17 protein-coding genes are annotated in these 14,483 nt (G+C 56.6%); 11 read left to right on the top strand and 6 right to left on the bottom strand.

From position 1 onward, the window contains the following. The gene (locus ACXAH3_RS07990) at positions 1 to 603 is read left to right on the top strand and encodes a Smr/MutS family protein (protein WP_474861546.1); all 603 of its coding nucleotides are present in this window, start codon (positions 1 to 3) and stop codon (positions 601 to 603) included. On the opposite strand, the gene ACXAH3_RS07985 is transcribed toward ACXAH3_RS07990, so the two are convergent. The 3 genes from ACXAH3_RS07985 to hslV are packed head-to-tail and all read right to left on the bottom strand — an operon-like array spanning position 600 to position 3,613. Continuing rightward, entirely contained in the window at positions 600 to 1,691 is a 1,092-nt protein-coding gene (locus ACXAH3_RS07985) for an alpha/beta hydrolase (RefSeq protein ID WP_474861545.1), read from the bottom strand. The two genes, ACXAH3_RS07990 and ACXAH3_RS07985, sit on opposite strands and share 4 nt — an antisense overlap. A 60-nt stretch (positions 1,692 to 1,751) precedes the next feature. Then, positions 1,752 to 3,059 (bottom strand): ATP-dependent protease ATPase subunit HslU, encoded by a 1,308-nt coding sequence (hslU, locus tag ACXAH3_RS07980; RefSeq protein ID WP_474861544.1) that lies wholly within the window; start codon positions 3,057 to 3,059, stop codon positions 1,752 to 1,754. Further along, positions 3,056 to 3,613, bottom strand: a complete 558-nt coding sequence (hslV, locus tag ACXAH3_RS07975; protein WP_474861543.1) for an ATP-dependent protease subunit HslV — start codon at positions 3,611 to 3,613, stop codon at positions 3,056 to 3,058. Before hslV ends, hslU begins: the two co-directional genes overlap by 4 nt. 144 nt (positions 3,614 to 3,757) lie before the next feature. On the opposite strand from hslV, the gene ACXAH3_RS07970 reads away from it, so the two are divergent. Next, positions 3,758 to 4,678, top strand: a complete 921-nt coding sequence (locus tag ACXAH3_RS07970; RefSeq protein WP_474861542.1) for a hypothetical protein — start codon at positions 3,758 to 3,760, stop codon at positions 4,676 to 4,678. Positions 4,679 to 4,681: 3 nt separating this feature from the next. Here the strand turns inward: ACXAH3_RS07970 and hemH are convergent, their stop codons facing one another. Further along, the gene (hemH, locus tag ACXAH3_RS07965) at positions 4,682 to 5,716 is read right to left on the bottom strand and encodes a ferrochelatase (protein ID WP_474861541.1); all 1,035 of its coding nucleotides are present in this window, start codon (positions 5,714 to 5,716) and stop codon (positions 4,682 to 4,684) included. A 51-nt stretch (positions 5,717 to 5,767) separates the two neighbouring features. After that, complete coding sequence (locus tag ACXAH3_RS07960; RefSeq protein WP_474861540.1) at positions 5,768 to 6,598, bottom strand: methyltransferase domain-containing protein; 831 nt, start codon at positions 6,596 to 6,598, stop codon at positions 5,768 to 5,770. Between the two features lie 30 nt (positions 6,599 to 6,628). Between ACXAH3_RS07960 and ACXAH3_RS07955 the strand changes: the two genes are divergently transcribed. From ACXAH3_RS07955 to ACXAH3_RS07935, 5 genes are read left to right on the top strand one after another with little or no spacing between them, the layout of a single operon-like run. Further along, positions 6,629 to 7,345, top strand: a complete 717-nt coding sequence (locus tag ACXAH3_RS07955; protein WP_474861539.1) for a double zinc ribbon domain-containing protein — start codon at positions 6,629 to 6,631, stop codon at positions 7,343 to 7,345. A 49-nt stretch (positions 7,346 to 7,394) separates the two neighbouring features. Further along, the gene (gene grxC, locus ACXAH3_RS07950) at positions 7,395 to 7,652 is read left to right on the top strand and encodes a glutaredoxin 3 (protein WP_474861538.1); all 258 of its coding nucleotides are present in this window, start codon (positions 7,395 to 7,397) and stop codon (positions 7,650 to 7,652) included. Positions 7,653 to 7,655: 3 nt separating this feature from the next. Then, complete coding sequence (locus ACXAH3_RS07945) at positions 7,656 to 8,474, top strand: carbon-nitrogen hydrolase family protein (RefSeq protein WP_474861537.1); 819 nt, start codon at positions 7,656 to 7,658, stop codon at positions 8,472 to 8,474. Beyond that, on the top strand, positions 8,474 to 8,920 hold the full coding sequence (locus ACXAH3_RS07940; protein ID WP_474861536.1) for a MarR family winged helix-turn-helix transcriptional regulator: 447 nt from the start codon (positions 8,474 to 8,476) through the stop codon (positions 8,918 to 8,920). The genes ACXAH3_RS07945 and ACXAH3_RS07940 overlap by 1 nt, the downstream gene beginning before the upstream one ends. Further along, the gene (locus ACXAH3_RS07935) at positions 8,917 to 9,702 is read left to right on the top strand and encodes a GNAT family N-acetyltransferase (protein WP_474861535.1); all 786 of its coding nucleotides are present in this window, start codon (positions 8,917 to 8,919) and stop codon (positions 9,700 to 9,702) included. The genes ACXAH3_RS07940 and ACXAH3_RS07935 overlap by 4 nt, the downstream gene beginning before the upstream one ends. Here the strand turns inward: ACXAH3_RS07935 and ubiG are convergent. Further along, the gene (gene ubiG, locus ACXAH3_RS07930) at positions 9,695 to 10,444 is read right to left on the bottom strand and encodes a bifunctional 2-polyprenyl-6-hydroxyphenol methylase/3-demethylubiquinol 3-O-methyltransferase UbiG (protein ID WP_474861534.1); all 750 of its coding nucleotides are present in this window, start codon (positions 10,442 to 10,444) and stop codon (positions 9,695 to 9,697) included. The genes ACXAH3_RS07935 and ubiG overlap by 8 nt on opposite strands. Positions 10,445 to 10,497: 53 nt before the next feature. Between ubiG and pip the strand changes: the two genes are divergently transcribed. The 4 genes from pip (at position 10,498) to nusA (ending at position 14,474) form a co-directional block, all read left to right on the top strand. Beyond that, positions 10,498 to 11,487 carry a prolyl aminopeptidase gene (gene pip, locus ACXAH3_RS07925; RefSeq protein WP_474861533.1) on the top strand — a complete coding sequence of 330 codons (990 nt, stop codon included), beginning with the start codon at positions 10,498 to 10,500 and terminating at the stop codon, positions 11,485 to 11,487. Positions 11,488 to 11,519: 32 nt separating this feature from the next. Next, a complete protein-coding gene (locus ACXAH3_RS07920) occupies positions 11,520 to 12,134 on the top strand; it encodes a class I SAM-dependent methyltransferase (protein WP_474861532.1) in 615 nt (204 codons plus the stop codon). Between the two features lie 127 nt (positions 12,135 to 12,261). After that, entirely contained in the window at positions 12,262 to 12,846 is a 585-nt protein-coding gene (rimP, locus tag ACXAH3_RS07915) for a ribosome maturation factor RimP (RefSeq protein ID WP_474861531.1), read from the top strand. A 2-nt stretch (positions 12,847 to 12,848) separates the two neighbouring features. Further along, complete coding sequence (gene nusA, locus ACXAH3_RS07910) at positions 12,849 to 14,474, top strand: transcription termination factor NusA (protein WP_474861530.1); 1,626 nt, start codon at positions 12,849 to 12,851, stop codon at positions 14,472 to 14,474. Positions 14,475 to 14,483 lie beyond the last annotated feature (9 nt).

Below are 14,483 nucleotides of genomic sequence, written 5' to 3'. Positions count from 1 at the left end.
ATGGCGAAGCGACCCAAGCGGCTAAGCGATGACGATAAGGCGCTGTGGCAGAAGGTGGCGGAAAGCACCATAAGGCTGCGCCCCTTGAAGCCCTCAACCGGAAAAACAGAGACTATTCCGCCTGAACCCATTCGACCGCCATCAAAACCGGTTAAGGTGAACCATCCCAGATTCCGCGTGGGTGAAAATGCGAAGAAGCCGGGAAACCCGCATGATTTAGCGCCTTCAATGCGGGATCACATCGCCTCGAATCCCGTGGCAATGGACCGTAAGACATTTGGCAAGATGAAGAAGGGTCGCCTGTCACCCGAGGCGCGGATCGACCTGCACGGTATGACCATCGCGCAGGCTCATCCGATGCTGACACGGTTTATTCTGAACTCTGTTGATGCCGAGCGCCGCCTTGTTCTGGTGATCACTGGCAAGGGAAAACACAAGGACGACGGCGGTCCTATCCCTGTGCGCCACGGCGTTCTGCGCCATCAGGTACCACATTGGTTGAACACGGCCCCCCTTCGTCAACATGTTTTGCAGATCACCGAGGCACATTTGAAGCACGGCGGACAGGGCGCGTACTATGTCTATTTGCGAAGACAGCGTTAAGGAACACTGTTCGGAATAACCAAGCGCGTGGCATTCTGAACAACCAAAACCGTGCCTGGCAGCAGGCCCGGCTGAACCGTTGGGCTGTCACTGATTGCCGTGGACAGGTTCGGAATACTGTTGATCAAACGCAAAAACGCAGGCGAGGCAAAAGCGACACTGTGATCCGCCTGTCCATCACTGAAGGCAGACAGATCCACAAGCGTAACATCAAGCTCGGCAAGTTCTTTGACGTCTGTATTATTGCCAAGTCGTGTTGTTTGGCCGGTCAGGTTGGCTGACAGCTTCAAAGCTCGATCACGCGATGATGTGAAAATATAAAATGGCTGCGGCAGTTTCCCAATGCGTTTCGCCTGCTGTCGGAACAAATCCAAATCAATATCGGGCGAGATCAGAACAACACCACCGATCTTGCTTAGCCCTTTTTGCCCGTCCGCAATGGCCATTTGGCGCAAAGCCTCCATCGACAAAAGCGCACCCATCGAGTGGCCAACCAGAAGAATCTCGTCCACACCAGAATTCGAGACTGCACGCAAAGTGACCTCAAGCCCATCTCGCGCATAAAGCATCGAGTCGCGATCATACCCATATCCCAATGGGTGCCCTGCGCTGGGCCATGAATAATGAACCGGCAGGAACGGAAGGTCTAAATCTTCATTTAACTGCGCAAACCGATAAAGCCCCTCGGAAAAGCGGTTGTTGAAACCGTGCACGAAAACGGCCGCAGTACGCCCCTCTCCGCGCCGCGAACGCACTTCGCGCGACAGGGCGTTCTGGAATGAGCGCTGATCCGCAAACTGTTCATAGTTGTCGACAAGGAAGTGTTGTGCCGGATCGGGTGTCGCGCGTCCGGGCCAGTTGATCTCGCCGGGTTCGCGGGTCTTTGGAATTGAAACACCCACCTGACCAAAAAGAAGTTCACCACCACGATTTCGCGTTGGCGCACCCGTTTCGTCTTGATCGCGGGTAGAGGTGACAAAGATTTTTTGAAGCGTACCGACCTGCCCGGCACCGGGCAGATAGGTTATTGTGCCACGCGGGGCGCAGGCGGCCAGAACCATAACAACTGAAAAAACTAGAAATCTCACAGAGCAGCCTCCTTCGACACATCCACTGGATAGCCGAGGAGGCCGCCTGTGCCTAGCCCATCAAAGCACGTAACGGCTGACGTCGGTCGAGGTCATAAGCGCACCCAGATGCTTGTCCACGAACGCTTGGTCCACAACCACTTCTTCACCACCGCGGTCCGGAGCCGAAAAGCTGAGTTCTTCGAACACACGTTCTAACACGGTATAAAGCCGCCGCGCGCCTATGTTTTCAACGCTTTGGTTTACTTCGGCGGCGATCTTGGCCAAGGCCGTAATACCGTTGTCGGTGAAGCTGACCGTTACATTTTCAGTTCTCATCAGGGCGGTGTACTGGCGGGTCAGCGCGTTATCGGTTTCGGTCAGGATGCGGACGAAATCCTCTTCGGTCAGGGCGCGGAGCTCGACACGGATCGGTAGGCGACCCTGAAGTTCTGGCAGCAGGTCCGACGGCTTGGCCACGTGGAACGCGCCCGACGCGATGAACAGGATATGATCCGTCTTTACCGCGCCATGCTTGGTCGAAACCGTAGTGCCTTCGATCAGCGGCAGCAGATCGCGTTGAACGCCTTCGCGGCTGACATCGCCCCCCCGGTTTTCGGTGCGGGCGCAGACCTTGTCGATCTCATCCAGAAAGACGATGCCATTCTGCTCAACCGCTTCTAGCGCTGATTTAGTGACTGTTTCGTCATCTAGCAGCTTGTCGGCCTCGTCGGAAATCAGCACGTCATAGCTGTCACGAACGGTCATCTTTTTCGTCACAGTGCGCTGGCCAAACGCCTTGCCGAACATGTCACCCAAGTTCAGCATTCCCATGCCCTGCCCCGGTTGTCCGGGTACATCCAGCATCTGCATCGGGTTCGAGGTGTCAGCGATTTCCAGTTCGATCTCGTGATCGTCCAACTGGCCGGTGCGCAGCTTCTTGCGGAACATCTCGCGCGTGGCATCACGGGCGTCGGTGCCTGCGATGGCTTCGATCACTCGGTCTTCGGCAGCTTCTTCCGCGCGCGCCTTCACGTCTTCGCGCATATGCTCGCGGGTTTGGATGATGGCAGCATCCACCAGATCACGCACGATCTGCTCGACGTCACGACCAACATAGCCGACCTCGGTGAATTTGGTGGCTTCGACTTTCAGAAATGGCGCGCGGGCAAGTTTCGCCAATCGGCGGCTGATCTCGGTTTTGCCGACGCCGGTGGGTCCGATCATTAGGATATTCTTTGGGTAAACTTCGTCACGCAGGTCATCCGCCAGCTGCTTTCGACGCCAGCGATTGCGCAGCGCCACCGCAACGGCACGCTTGGCGTCGCTTTGGCCGATGATAAAGCGGTCAAGCTCGGATACGATCTCGCGCGGGGTCAAATCAGTCATTGGCTGATCTCCTCAACCGTTAGGTTTCCGTTGGTATAGACACAAATATCGGCAGCAATTGCCATGGCTTTGCGGGCCACGCCTTCTGCGTCCAAATCGCTGTCCATCAAGCCACGCGCGGCAGCAAGCGCGAAGTTGCCACCCGAGCCGATTGCAGCCACGTCATGTTCAGGCTCCAGCACGTCGCCTGCGCCTGTGATCACGAATAAATCTTTGCCGTCTGTGACGATTAGCATTGCTTCGAGCTTTTGCAGATACTTGTCGGTGCGCCAGTCCTTTGCCAGCTCAACCGAGGCACGGGCCAGTTGGCCAGGCGTGGCTTCCAGTTTGGCTTCCAGCCGCTCTAGCAGAGTGAACGCATCCGCAGTCGACCCTGCAAATCCAGCAACAACATCAAATCCGCCGGGCGACAACCGCCGCACTTTCCGCGCCGTGCCTTTGATTACGGTTTGGCCCAAACTGACCTGCCCGTCACCCGCAACAACAACTTTGCCACCTTTACGCACGCCGATAATCGTCGTGCCATGCCAGCCGGGAAATTCGCTCTCTGCCATATCGCCTCCAAATTCACTCCACCCTATATGGACATGGGCGCGGCAACGCACAAGCGCGGTGGTGATTTCTTGCGTGAACTGGCTTTGAGTGTGCGCCAAGAACGTGTAATGTTGCAGGCTATTCATTACTTTGATCACTGACGTATGCGCCACGCAAAAGTTCTTCGCATTTACCTAAACCGATCAGAGCTTCAACGTGCTCGGGCTGGTAAGTTTCGCGTTGTTTCGGTGATCAGTCAGGCGTTGGAACGTCAGGGTTTTCGGGTCGAATTGCGCAGGGATAGTGACGAAGAACGCCTGAAATCCGCGCAACGAAACGGCTATTCCCTGTTTCACATGCAAGACCCGTTTCATGATCGCGCGCTAAGCTTGAGGCTTGCCTATATTTTTCCCTTTTGGCGCATCGAAAAAACTGCCGAGCGGTGGGAGTTCGATGTCGCCCGTGCACAGTTCCGCACCGAAGAGCATGATCAGGATCATGTGGCCGATTGGGCCGCAAAATGGCGGCGCTGGCTTTTCAAGACTTCGCTGGATCAGGTGTCATTCGACGGCCCGATTTATGTTCCGCTTCAGGGGCGTTTGTTACTGCATCGTAGCTTTCAGGCGGCAAGCCCCCAGCAAATGCTGGAAGATGTTCTGGTACGTTTCCCAGAGCAAAGCGTTCTGGCAGGCCTTCACCCGAACGAGGAACATTCTAACGACGAACATGCCATGCTGGCAAAGCTCTGCGACGATTACCCGCGCTTGTCAGTTGTGACCGGGCAAATGAACGACGCCCTAAAAACGTGCCGATTTGTCGTAAGTCAGAACTCGTCGGCTGCGCTTTTTGGGTTCTTTCATCACAAGCCTGCGGTTCTGTATGGGCGGTCGGACTTCCACCATATCGCATCGAATGTGCATTCTCAGGGCGTGGATGACGCCTTTCGCACCATCCCGGACAGGCGACCTGACTTTGATGCTTATTTGCACTGGTTTACGACCCAAAACGCGATCAAAGCAGATGAAGAAAATGTGGGCGATGCATTTCTGGCGCGCCTGCGTGAACATGGTTGGCAGGTGGATTAGAGACTATTCCAGCCACCCTCCCAGATTGCGCTGGGCCACGCCGATCAGCGCTTCGATATGCGCGTCGTCATCATTCAGGCAGGGAATATATGTGAAGCTTTCACCCCCGGCCTCGACAAAGGCTTCTTGGATCTCTTCCTGAATTTCTTCCAGCGTCTCGATGCAGTCGGCAGAAAACGCAGGTGCAATAACCGCGATGTTTTTCTTACCGCTTTCAGCCAGACGGGCGACTTCTTCGACCGTGTAGGGTTTCAGCCATTCTTCCGGGCCAAAGACCGATTGGAAGGTCGTGGTGATGGCGTCGTCATCCCAGCCCAACCGCTCTTTCAACAGGCGGGTGCTTTTCTGACACTGGCAGTGATAGGGGTCGCCTTGCATCAGATAGCGTTTCGGCATCCCGTGATAGGATACGACCAGCAGGTCAGGCTTCGTATCCATCGTGGCATAGCCCCTTTCCACCGACTGCGCCAAAGCGTCGATATAGGCGGGATCGTCGAAATATGGCTCGATCGTGCGCGAGGCGGGTTGCCAAGTCTCGTCCATCAGGGCGCGGAAGAATTGGTCGTTCGCGGTGCCCATCGTGGCGCCGGCATATTGCGGATAAAGTGGGAAGAAGAGGATCCGGTCACAGCCCGCAGCCACCATTTCGGATACTTTCGACTTGGTTGACGGGTTACCATAACGCATACAGAAATCGACCATGACCTCGGCGCCGTATTTAGCTTCCAATGCGGCGCGCAACTTACCCACTTGCGCCTTCGTAATCGTCATCAAAGGGCTTTCGTTCAGCTCTTCATTCCAGATCGACTTATACGCTTCGCCCGATGATTTCGGGCGTTTTGTCAGGATTATGGCCTGAAGGATCGGCTGCCACTTCCACGCCGGATAGTCGATGACACGCTTGTCCGATAGAAACTCGCTCAGATAACGGCGCATCGACCAATAGTCATATCCGTCGGGCGTGCCGAGATTGGCAAACAAAACGCCGACTTTGCGGGCGGGGGTCTTGGGATGATCTGTTGGCTTTTGCATAATCATGGCTACGTCCTTGTTCGCGTCTCAGATCACTTAAAGGGATTAAATTTCAGGTCAATTGGACAATTTGGTCTCATCCGTGCCCAAGGCGTCGGCCAAACGGGCTGCGGCGGATCCGGGGCGCAAGGGTTTCTGCTGGCTTTCATCAGGCGCCCAGCCGGTCAGAAAGATCATCTCGAAGCTTGCTGTTATACGGTTGTCGCCCGCTGGAAAGTGCTGTGCATAGCGAGTTTTGACATCGTCAAAGAAAGCACGGCTCAAAGGTGAAGTTAGTCTCTGTTCCAGCGCATTTCGCTCTCCCATCGCGCGCAGATCGCGCATCAGCGCATAGGAATCTGTATATGTCACCTGCCGCAAAGCGCTGTCCGCGACGGGCAACGCAAGACCTGCACGCTGAAGCAGCGCGCCGAGGTCACGGATTTCGCCCATCGGGACGACACGGGGTGACAGGCCACCGGTGCGGGTGACTTCGACCTCGGACAAAATGGCGCGGAGTTCGGACAGGGTTTGCCCGCCGAACATCACGCCCATGAACATGCCGTCATTGATCAGAGCGCGGCGGCTTTGGATGATCTGCCCTACCGGGTCGTTGGCCCAATGCAGCGACAACCCGTGGATCACCAAATCATGCACGCCCGGTTCCAGCGACAGTATGTCGTCATCGGGCACGATTACCGCATCAGGGAAGCTTTTGGCCCACACTTCGGGGAAACCGGTGACAATCGCAGGTTTGGTAAACGTTCTGTTAACCTCTGTCAGGCGATCCTGCACCTCGTCCGCTGCCAGTTCTTGCAGGAACATGCCGTCCGCGGTCGCGCGGCGGCGGCTTTGGGCCAGTTGGTCGCGGTTGGTCAGCTTGGGCGGCGTGTCGTCAGGCAATCTCATGGCGGCGGACCATAGTTGGAAAGGGCGAAAATGCAATCAGCGCTGCATCTGATCTATCCTCCGCAATGCATCAGTTGCGATGCGTCGACGGATAAGGATTTTGCGCTTTGTGCGGAATGCTGGCGCGACACCCCCTTTATCACTGGTCTGTCCTGTGACTTGTGCGGAGAGCCCCTGCCCGGCGAAGACGACGGCAATATCGTACATTGCGATGCCTGTATGACACGACAAAGGCCATGGGCACAGGGGCGATCCGCGCTGCTTTATCGCGACAATGCGCGTCGGATGATCCTTGCCTTGAAGCACGGCGACCGGCCCGAGCTTGCACGCAGTTTCGCCCCGTGGCTGGCACGGGCAGCAGATGACGTTCTGCAAGATGAGATGGTGATCGTGCCGATTCCGATCCATTGGACCCGACGGTTGAAGCGGCGATACAACCAATCGGCCGAGCTGGGGCGGGCGCTGGCGCGTGAAACTGGGTTGATGCATGCACCTCAGGCCCTGACCCGACCGCGCCGCACTGCTGTGCATGACGGGATGGGTGTAGAAGATCGGTTCGCGAACATGGATCAGGCCATCGCGATGCATCCTAAATATGGTGCGATTTTGCAGGGCCGGGATGTGTTGTTGCTAGATGATGTCATGACGTCTGGCGCGACATTTCACGCCGCTGCACACGCAGCTGTTACCGCAGGTGCGAGTTCTGTGCGCGTTCTGTCCCTTGCGCGCGTGACCCGCGACGCCTAATTGCCTATAGTTCTGCAAAAAGGCGGAACGGCAAGGAAGGAAGGGTCCCATGCAACCGGTCACGATTTATACCTCGCCGCTTTGTGGTTTCTGCCACGCGGCCAAGCGGCTGCTGAACAGCAAGAATGTCAAATTCGAAGAAATCGACGTGATGATGAAGCCTGCTAAGAAGCAGGAAATGATGTCGCGTGCGAATGGCCGGCACACCGTGCCCCAGATCTTTGTCGGGGACATTCATGTGGGTGGGTGCGACGACCTGTATGACCTCGAACGCAGTGGAAAGCTTGATCCGCTGTTGGAGGGCTGACCTGTGCGCATCGCGCTGATCCAGTTTACGGCCGGGGATGAACCGGCTGCAAACCTTGGGCTATTGCGCGACATGGTGCGGCAGGCTGCTAATGACGGGGCCGAGTTTGTTCTGACGCCTGAAGTGTCGAACATTATTTCGACAAGCCGACGCCATCAGCAAACTGTTCTGCATCACGAAGCTGATGACCCCACACTTGCCGCCCTGCGGCACGAGGCGCATGCGCTGGGCATCTGGCTGCTGATTGGATCGCTGGCGCTGAAAACTGATGATCCCGATGGGCGCTTTGCCAACCGGTCTTTCATGATCTCTCCGATTGGGGACATTGTCGCGCGCTATGACAAGATCCACATGTTTGATGTGCAGATTGATGCGACTGAAAGCTATCGCGAGAGCGCAGGCTATCGTCCCGGAGACCGCGCCGTGGTGGCGCAGACCGAGTTCTGCCCGATCGGCATGACTATCTGCTATGACATGCGTTTTCCGCATCTTTATCGCGCATTGGCCAAGTCTGGGGCGCAGATAATCACGGTGCCCGCCGCGTTTTCGCCCGTCACGGGTGAGGCTCATTGGGAAAGCCTTCTGCGTGCCCGCGCGATTGAAAACGGGGTGTTTATTCTGGCTCCGGCGATGTGCGGTCAGCATAGCCCGAAACGCGCAACTTACGGCCATTCGCTGGTTGTGTCCCCTTGGGGCGAAATTTTGGCCGACGCTGGTGTCGCACCGGGCATCACAAAGGTTGATCTTGACCTTGCAGACGTGGGAAGGTCGCGCCAACGCGTTCCATCCTTGTCGCATGATCGAGTATTCAAAGGCCCCTGATGTCCGAAAGCTCTGCTGAAACCCTGTCTGTCGCTCTGTTCAGTGAGATGTTCATGGCCGACCAGTTGGCGCGTAACCGTCTGTCGAAAGCGCTGCCCAAGGGAATGGAGCTAAGCCATTTTTCCGTGCTGAACCATCTGGCCCGCGTGGGGGAAGAGAAAAGCCCCGCACAGCTTGCCAAATCGTTTCACGTTACCCGTGGTGCAATGACCAACACGCTGAGCAAGCTGGAATGGGCAGGTCATGTGCATATTCGGCCTGACTGGGACGACGCCCGGCGCAAGTTCGTCACAATTTCGCCTGCCGGTAAAGCGGCGCGGGATGCAGCGCTGGCGGCGATCACGCCGATCATTTCGAACATGGTTCGCCAGATTGGTGCGGATAACGTCCGCAATGTTCTGCCAGTCTTGCGTGACATGCGTAAGATTCTAAGCGAAGTCGAATGAAATCGCTGGAGTTTGCAACGGACCTGATGGTTCAGGATGGCCAGACCGAGATCCAGAGGTTTGACGACCGCTTCGTTCAACGCACCCCCGAGGAACCCAATTTCTGGTTTGGCAATCGCGTTGTTTTCTATGATCCCCCGAAATCTTCGGGTGACCTGATCGATCAATTTCACGCGGATCTGCCTGACGCCAAGCACATATGTATCAGCTGGGATATTCCTAACCTGAGCTTGCAGTCGGTGAAGGACGTTTTCGCGCCAACCACGCTTCGCATAGAGGAAGCCGACGTGTTGGCGCTTCGGCAGGATCTGAAGCGTGTGGATGTACCAGAAGGGATCAGCATCCGCCCGCTACACTCGGCATCTGATTGGCGTCAAAGCGAAGCTATTGGGCGTGCGGACTTGCTGAAAGATAATGTGCCTGAGGCTGGAATAGACTCGTTTTTGAAGAATAAATCAGCGGCCCGCCAAAGTCAGATTTCGAAAGGGCTGGGCCAGTGGTTTGGCGCATTCGACGGCGATACTCTGGCTGGCGACATGGGCATCTTTCATAACGAACGGTTGATCCGATATCAGTCCGTTCAAACACACGAGGCATATCGCCGACGTGGCATATGTTCGGCGCTTCTTTGTGCAAGTCTTGATTGGGCGCAGGGTCGTGCTTTGAACGCGCAGCCAGTGATTGTCGCGCAGTCGGACGGTGACGCTGGACGGCTATACCGGCGCGCTGGGTTCGAATTGGCCGAGACGACAATAAGCGCCTATCGGCCACCCCTTACTTAGGCTTCACCGAGGTCATGGCATAGTTCACCGACAAGTCTTGCGATGACAACGACCAGCTCCAACCCAGCGGGTTGAAGACCATTCCTATACGGTCCACTACGTTCAGACCGGCGCTGGCGATCAGATTTGCCAACTCGTCAGGTTTAATGAACTTCGACCATTCATGCGTGCCTTTTGGCAACCAGCGCATCACGTGTTCGGCCCCGATGATCGCGACCATATAGCTTTTCGGATTGCGATTGATGGTCGAGGCCACCATAAGGCCGCCTGGCTTCAGCAATTGTTGGCAGGCTGTCAAATATGCCAGCGGGTCGGAAACATGTTCGACCACTTCCATGTTCAGAACCACGTCGAACTGCTCGCCGGCGTCTGCAAGGCTTTCAGCGGTGCAATTGCGGTAATCAATCTCCAGCCCCATCTGTTCGGCATGGACCTGTGCGACAGGGATATTGCCTGCGGCCGCGTCCGCCCCAACCACCGTGGCGCCAAGCCGGGCCATCGGTTCCGACAGCAGCCCCCCGCCACAGCCGATATCCAGCAGGCGCAAACCTTTGAAGGGCTCCGTATCGTTCAAATCACGCCCAAATTCAGCAGCGATCTGGTTTGTGATATAATCCAGACGCACCGGGTTCATCATATGAAGCGGTTTGAACTTGCCTGTGGGATCCCACCATTCGGCGGCCATCGCCTCGAATTTGGCGACTTCGGCGGGATCGACGGTGGTCTGGTGTTCGGTAGTCATCGGATACCTTCTTTCTGATGGCGGGCACGTCGTGGTCATTATATAGAGGTCTTATGGATAAGGCCGCAGGAAAAAACAGCGCAGCCGCAAGGTTGTATCCCTCGATCGACCCGTTTGACCGGCATATGCTGGATGTGGGCGACGGCCACAAGATTTATGTGGAACAATCGGGCAATCCTGATGGTATTCCCGTTGTGGTTCTGCACGGCGGACCCGGCGGTGGGTCTTCCCCCGCGATGCGGCGGTTCTTTAACCCGCGGCTTTACCATATCATTCTGTTTGACCAACGTGGCTGCGGGCGGTCGCGGCCTCATGCGAGCATTGATCACAACACAACTTGGCATCTGGTGCGCGACATCGAACAGATTCGCGCGATGCTGGGCATTGAACGCTGGATTGTGTTCGGCGGAAGCTGGGGGGCGACGCTGTCCCTGATCTATGCGCAGGCGCATCCGTCCCGTGTTGCCCATTTGGTTCTGCGCGGCGTGTTCCTTGCCACGAAATCCGAGCTTGATTGGTTCTATGGCGGCGGCGCTGGGCGGTTCTGGCCCGAGCTGTGGGAGCGTTTCGAAAACCTGATCCCCGAGTCCGAGCGCCATGACATGATCAGCGCCTATAATCGGCGGTTGTTTTCCGGAAACTATGCCGAAGAGGCTCGCTTTGCCCGCGCATGGACCGGGTGGGAAAACGCCTTGGCCTCGATCCACAACATTGGTGTGACGATTGACAGCCCGGCGGAGTACGCCCGCGCCTTTGCGCGGCTCGAGAACCACTATTTCCGACATGGTGCATTTCTGGATGAAGACGGCAAAATCTTGCGCGACATGAAGCGCATTGCACACATCCCCGGCACCATCGTCCAAGGCCGTCACGATATGATATGCCCGCCGAAAATGTCGTGGGAGCTGCACCGCCTCTGGCCCGCTTCCGACCTGCGGATGATCCATCTGGCCGGGCACGCTCTGTCGGAACGCGGCATCGCGGATGAACTGGTCACGGTGATGGAGAAACTGTCGACCCAGCGCGAGGCGTTGGCGCTTTAACTTTATTGGCCCCGTTGCAAAGGATTGCACCCATGCAGAAAGCCAAGTTCTGGGACAAGATTGCGGATAAATACGCCAAGGATCCGATTGCGGATATGGCGCCCTATGAACACAAGCTGAAGCTGACGCGGGATCATTTCCGCCCGGATATGTCCGTTCTGGAAATCGGTTGTGGAACCGGCAGCACCGCGATCCTGCACGCCCCGTATGTGGCACAGTATCTGGCTGTCGATATCTCAGAGCGGATGATCGAGATTGCGCAGGCCAAAGAAGCGCCCGACAACCTGAGTTTTCAGGTCGCAGATATCGACGAAATGTCGTTGGAGCCCGGCAGGTTTGACATGGTCCAGGCGCATTCGGCGCTGCACCTTTTGTCTGATCCGAAAGCGGCAATCGAAAAGATGTACGGCGCATTGAAGTCCGGCGGGCTGTTCGTCAGCTCGACCACCTGCGTGGGGATGATCTGGTGGCTGAAATTCATTGCGCCGATTGGTCAGGCACTGGGTAAATTTCCGCAGCTTGCGTGGTTTACTGAAAATGACCTGCGCCAGATGATGCGCGACGCCGGGTTCGAGATTGTCGAAGACTGGCGTCCCAAGGGCAAAATTGCGGCGCTTTTCCTAATCGCACGGAAGCCTGACGTGTAAGGCTTGCAGACTCACCCGCTTTCCCCTATATCCCAATTCAACAGCGGCGCTTCGGCCTCCACCCCCGAAGCTCCACCGGAAAAATCCGACGGGCCCGCTGGCCCGTTTTTTTGTTTTGGAGATACGTGTGAGCAACCTTGTTGCAAAATCCGCGATTGACCGTCGACTGGCCGAGATCGTCAGCCCCGTGATCGAAGACATGGGGTTCGAATTGGTGCGTCTGCGGCTGATGGGCGGCAATACGCCCACGCTGCAGATTATGGCCGAGCGCCCTGAGGGCGGGATCGAAGTTGACGATTGCGCCCAGATCTCGACCGCGCTGAGCGCGATCTTGGATGTTGAAGACCCGATCGAAGAAAACTATGCGCTTGAAGTCGGCTCGCCCGGTATTGACCGTCCGCTTACCCGTCTGAAGGATTTCGACATGTGGTCGGGATATGTCGCCAAGATCGAGACGTCTGAACTGATCGACGGGCGCAAGCGCTTCAAGGGCAACCTTGCGGGCGTGGAAGGAAACGAGGTTCTGATCGAGATCGAGAACCAGGGCGAAGAGGTCACGATTGGCCTTGATTTTGACTGGCTGGCAGATGCCAAGCTGGTTCTGACCGACGAACTGATCCGCGAGGCGCTGCGTCAGCGCAAGGATGCAGGTCAGATCGACGAAGCCCAATTTGATGAAATTCAAGAAATCACCGGTTCCGAGGAGGACTGAGAATGGCAATTACTTCTGCTAACCAGCTTGAGCTTTTGCAAACCGCCGAGGCTGTCGCCCGCGAAAAGATGATCGACCCTGCGCTGGTCATCGAGGCGATGGAAGAAAGCCTGGCCCGCGCAGCCAAGTCGCGCTATGGCGCCGAAATGGACATCCGCGTGTCCATCGACCGCAAGACCGGTCGCGCCACTTTCACCCGCGTGCGCACTGTTGTTGCGGATGAAGAGCTGGAAAACTATCAGGCTGAATTCACCGTCGACCAGGCCAAGCAGTACATGGAAAACCCCGAAGTGGGCGACGTGTTCAGCGAAGAAGTTCCGCCGGTTGAAATGGGCCGTATTGCTGCCCAGTCCGCCAAGCAGGTGATCTTGCAGAAGGTGCGCGAAGCTGAACGTGATCGTCAGTACGAAGAATTCAAAGACCGCGCCGGCACCATCATCAACGGTCAGGTCAAGCGCGAAGAATACGGCAACGTTATCGTGGACGTGGGTGCTGGCGAAGCCATCCTGCGTCGCAACGAAAAGATTGGCCGCGAAAGCTATCGTCCGAACGACCGTATCCGCTGCTACATCAAAGATGTCCGCCGCGAGACCCGTGGTCCTCAGATCTTCCTGTCGCGCACCGCGCCGGAATTCATGGCCGAGCTGTTCAAGATGGAAGTACCGGAGATTTATGACGGCATCATCGAGATCAAGGCCGTGGCCCGTGACCCCGGTTCGCGCGCGAAGATCGCCGTGATTTCCTATGACGGCTCGATCGACCCGGTTGGCGCCTGTGTTGGTATGCGCGGTTCGCGTGTGCAGGCCGTTGTGAACGAGCTTCAGGGCGAAAAAATCGATATCATCCCGTGGAACGAAGATCAGCCGACCTTCCTTGTGAACGCGCTTCAGCCTGCTGAAGTGTCCAAGGTTGTTCTGGACGAAGAAGCTGGCAAAATCGAAGTGGTTGTGCCTGACGAACAGCTGTCGTTGGCCATTGGCCGCCGCGGTCAAAACGTCCGTCTGGCGTCGCAGCTGACCAACCTTGATATCGACATCATGACCGAGGCCGAAGAAAGCGAACGTCGCCAGAAAGAATTCGCTGAACGCACCGCTTTGTTCATGGAGACCCTTGATCTGGACGAGTTCTTTGCCCAGCTATTGGTTTCGGAAGGCTTCACCAACTTGGAAGAAGTCGCCTATGTCGAGGTGGATGAACTTCTGGTCATCGACGGTGTCGACGAAGGCACCGCCAACGAATTGCAGACCCGTGCCCGCGAATATCTGGAAGCTCAGGCAGCCAAGGCGCTGGAAAACGCCCGTGCAATGGGTGTCGAAGACAGCCTGATCGCGTTTGAAGGTTTGACTGCCCAGATGGTCGAGGCTTTGGCCGAAGATGGTGTGAAGTCGCTGGAAGATTTCGCAACCTGTGCAGACTGGGAACTGGCTGGCGGCTGGACCACTGTGGATGGCGAACGCATCAAGGACGATGGTTCGCTTGAAAAATTCGGCATCTCGCTGGAAGACGCGCAAGATATGGTCATGACAGCTCGTGTTCTTTTGGGTTGGGTCGATCCGACCGAACTGGAGGCCGAGGCTGCCGAAGGTGAAGAAGAAGCTGAAGCCGCAGAAGAAGGGGCCGAGGCCTGATCCTCGGGC

Source organism: Aliiroseovarius sp. ABM4_368 (assembly GCF_056161205.1).
Note: the sequence above shows the minus strand (reverse complement) of the source record. Positions and strands in the feature narration are given on the sequence as shown.

Coding starts and splice junctions, on each gene's coding strand:
- ACXAH3_RS07990 (WP_474861546.1), top strand. CDS start 1: ATGGCGAAGCGACCCAAGCGGCTAAGCGATGACGATAAGGCGCTGTGG.
- hslU (WP_474861544.1), bottom strand. CDS start 3,059: ATGACTGATTTGACCCCGCGCGAGATCGTATCCGAGCTTGACCGCTTT.
- hslV (WP_474861543.1), bottom strand. CDS start 3,613: ATGGCAGAGAGCGAATTTCCCGGCTGGCATGGCACGACGATTATCGGC.
- ACXAH3_RS07970 (WP_474861542.1), top strand. CDS start 3,758: ATGCGCCACGCAAAAGTTCTTCGCATTTACCTAAACCGATCAGAGCTT.
- hemH (WP_474861541.1), bottom strand. CDS start 5,716: ATGATTATGCAAAAGCCAACAGATCATCCCAAGACCCCCGCCCGCAAA.
- ACXAH3_RS07960 (WP_474861540.1), bottom strand. CDS start 6,598: ATGAGATTGCCTGACGACACGCCGCCCAAGCTGACCAACCGCGACCAA.
- ACXAH3_RS07955 (WP_474861539.1), top strand. CDS start 6,629: ATGCAATCAGCGCTGCATCTGATCTATCCTCCGCAATGCATCAGTTGC.
- grxC (WP_474861538.1), top strand. CDS start 7,395: ATGCAACCGGTCACGATTTATACCTCGCCGCTTTGTGGTTTCTGCCAC.
- ACXAH3_RS07940 (WP_474861536.1), top strand. CDS start 8,474: ATGTCCGAAAGCTCTGCTGAAACCCTGTCTGTCGCTCTGTTCAGTGAG.
- ACXAH3_RS07935 (WP_474861535.1), top strand. CDS start 8,917: ATGAAATCGCTGGAGTTTGCAACGGACCTGATGGTTCAGGATGGCCAG.
- ubiG (WP_474861534.1), bottom strand. CDS start 10,444: ATGACTACCGAACACCAGACCACCGTCGATCCCGCCGAAGTCGCCAAA.
- pip (WP_474861533.1), top strand. CDS start 10,498: ATGGATAAGGCCGCAGGAAAAAACAGCGCAGCCGCAAGGTTGTATCCC.
- ACXAH3_RS07920 (WP_474861532.1), top strand. CDS start 11,520: ATGCAGAAAGCCAAGTTCTGGGACAAGATTGCGGATAAATACGCCAAG.
- nusA (WP_474861530.1), top strand. CDS start 12,849: ATGGCAATTACTTCTGCTAACCAGCTTGAGCTTTTGCAAACCGCCGAG.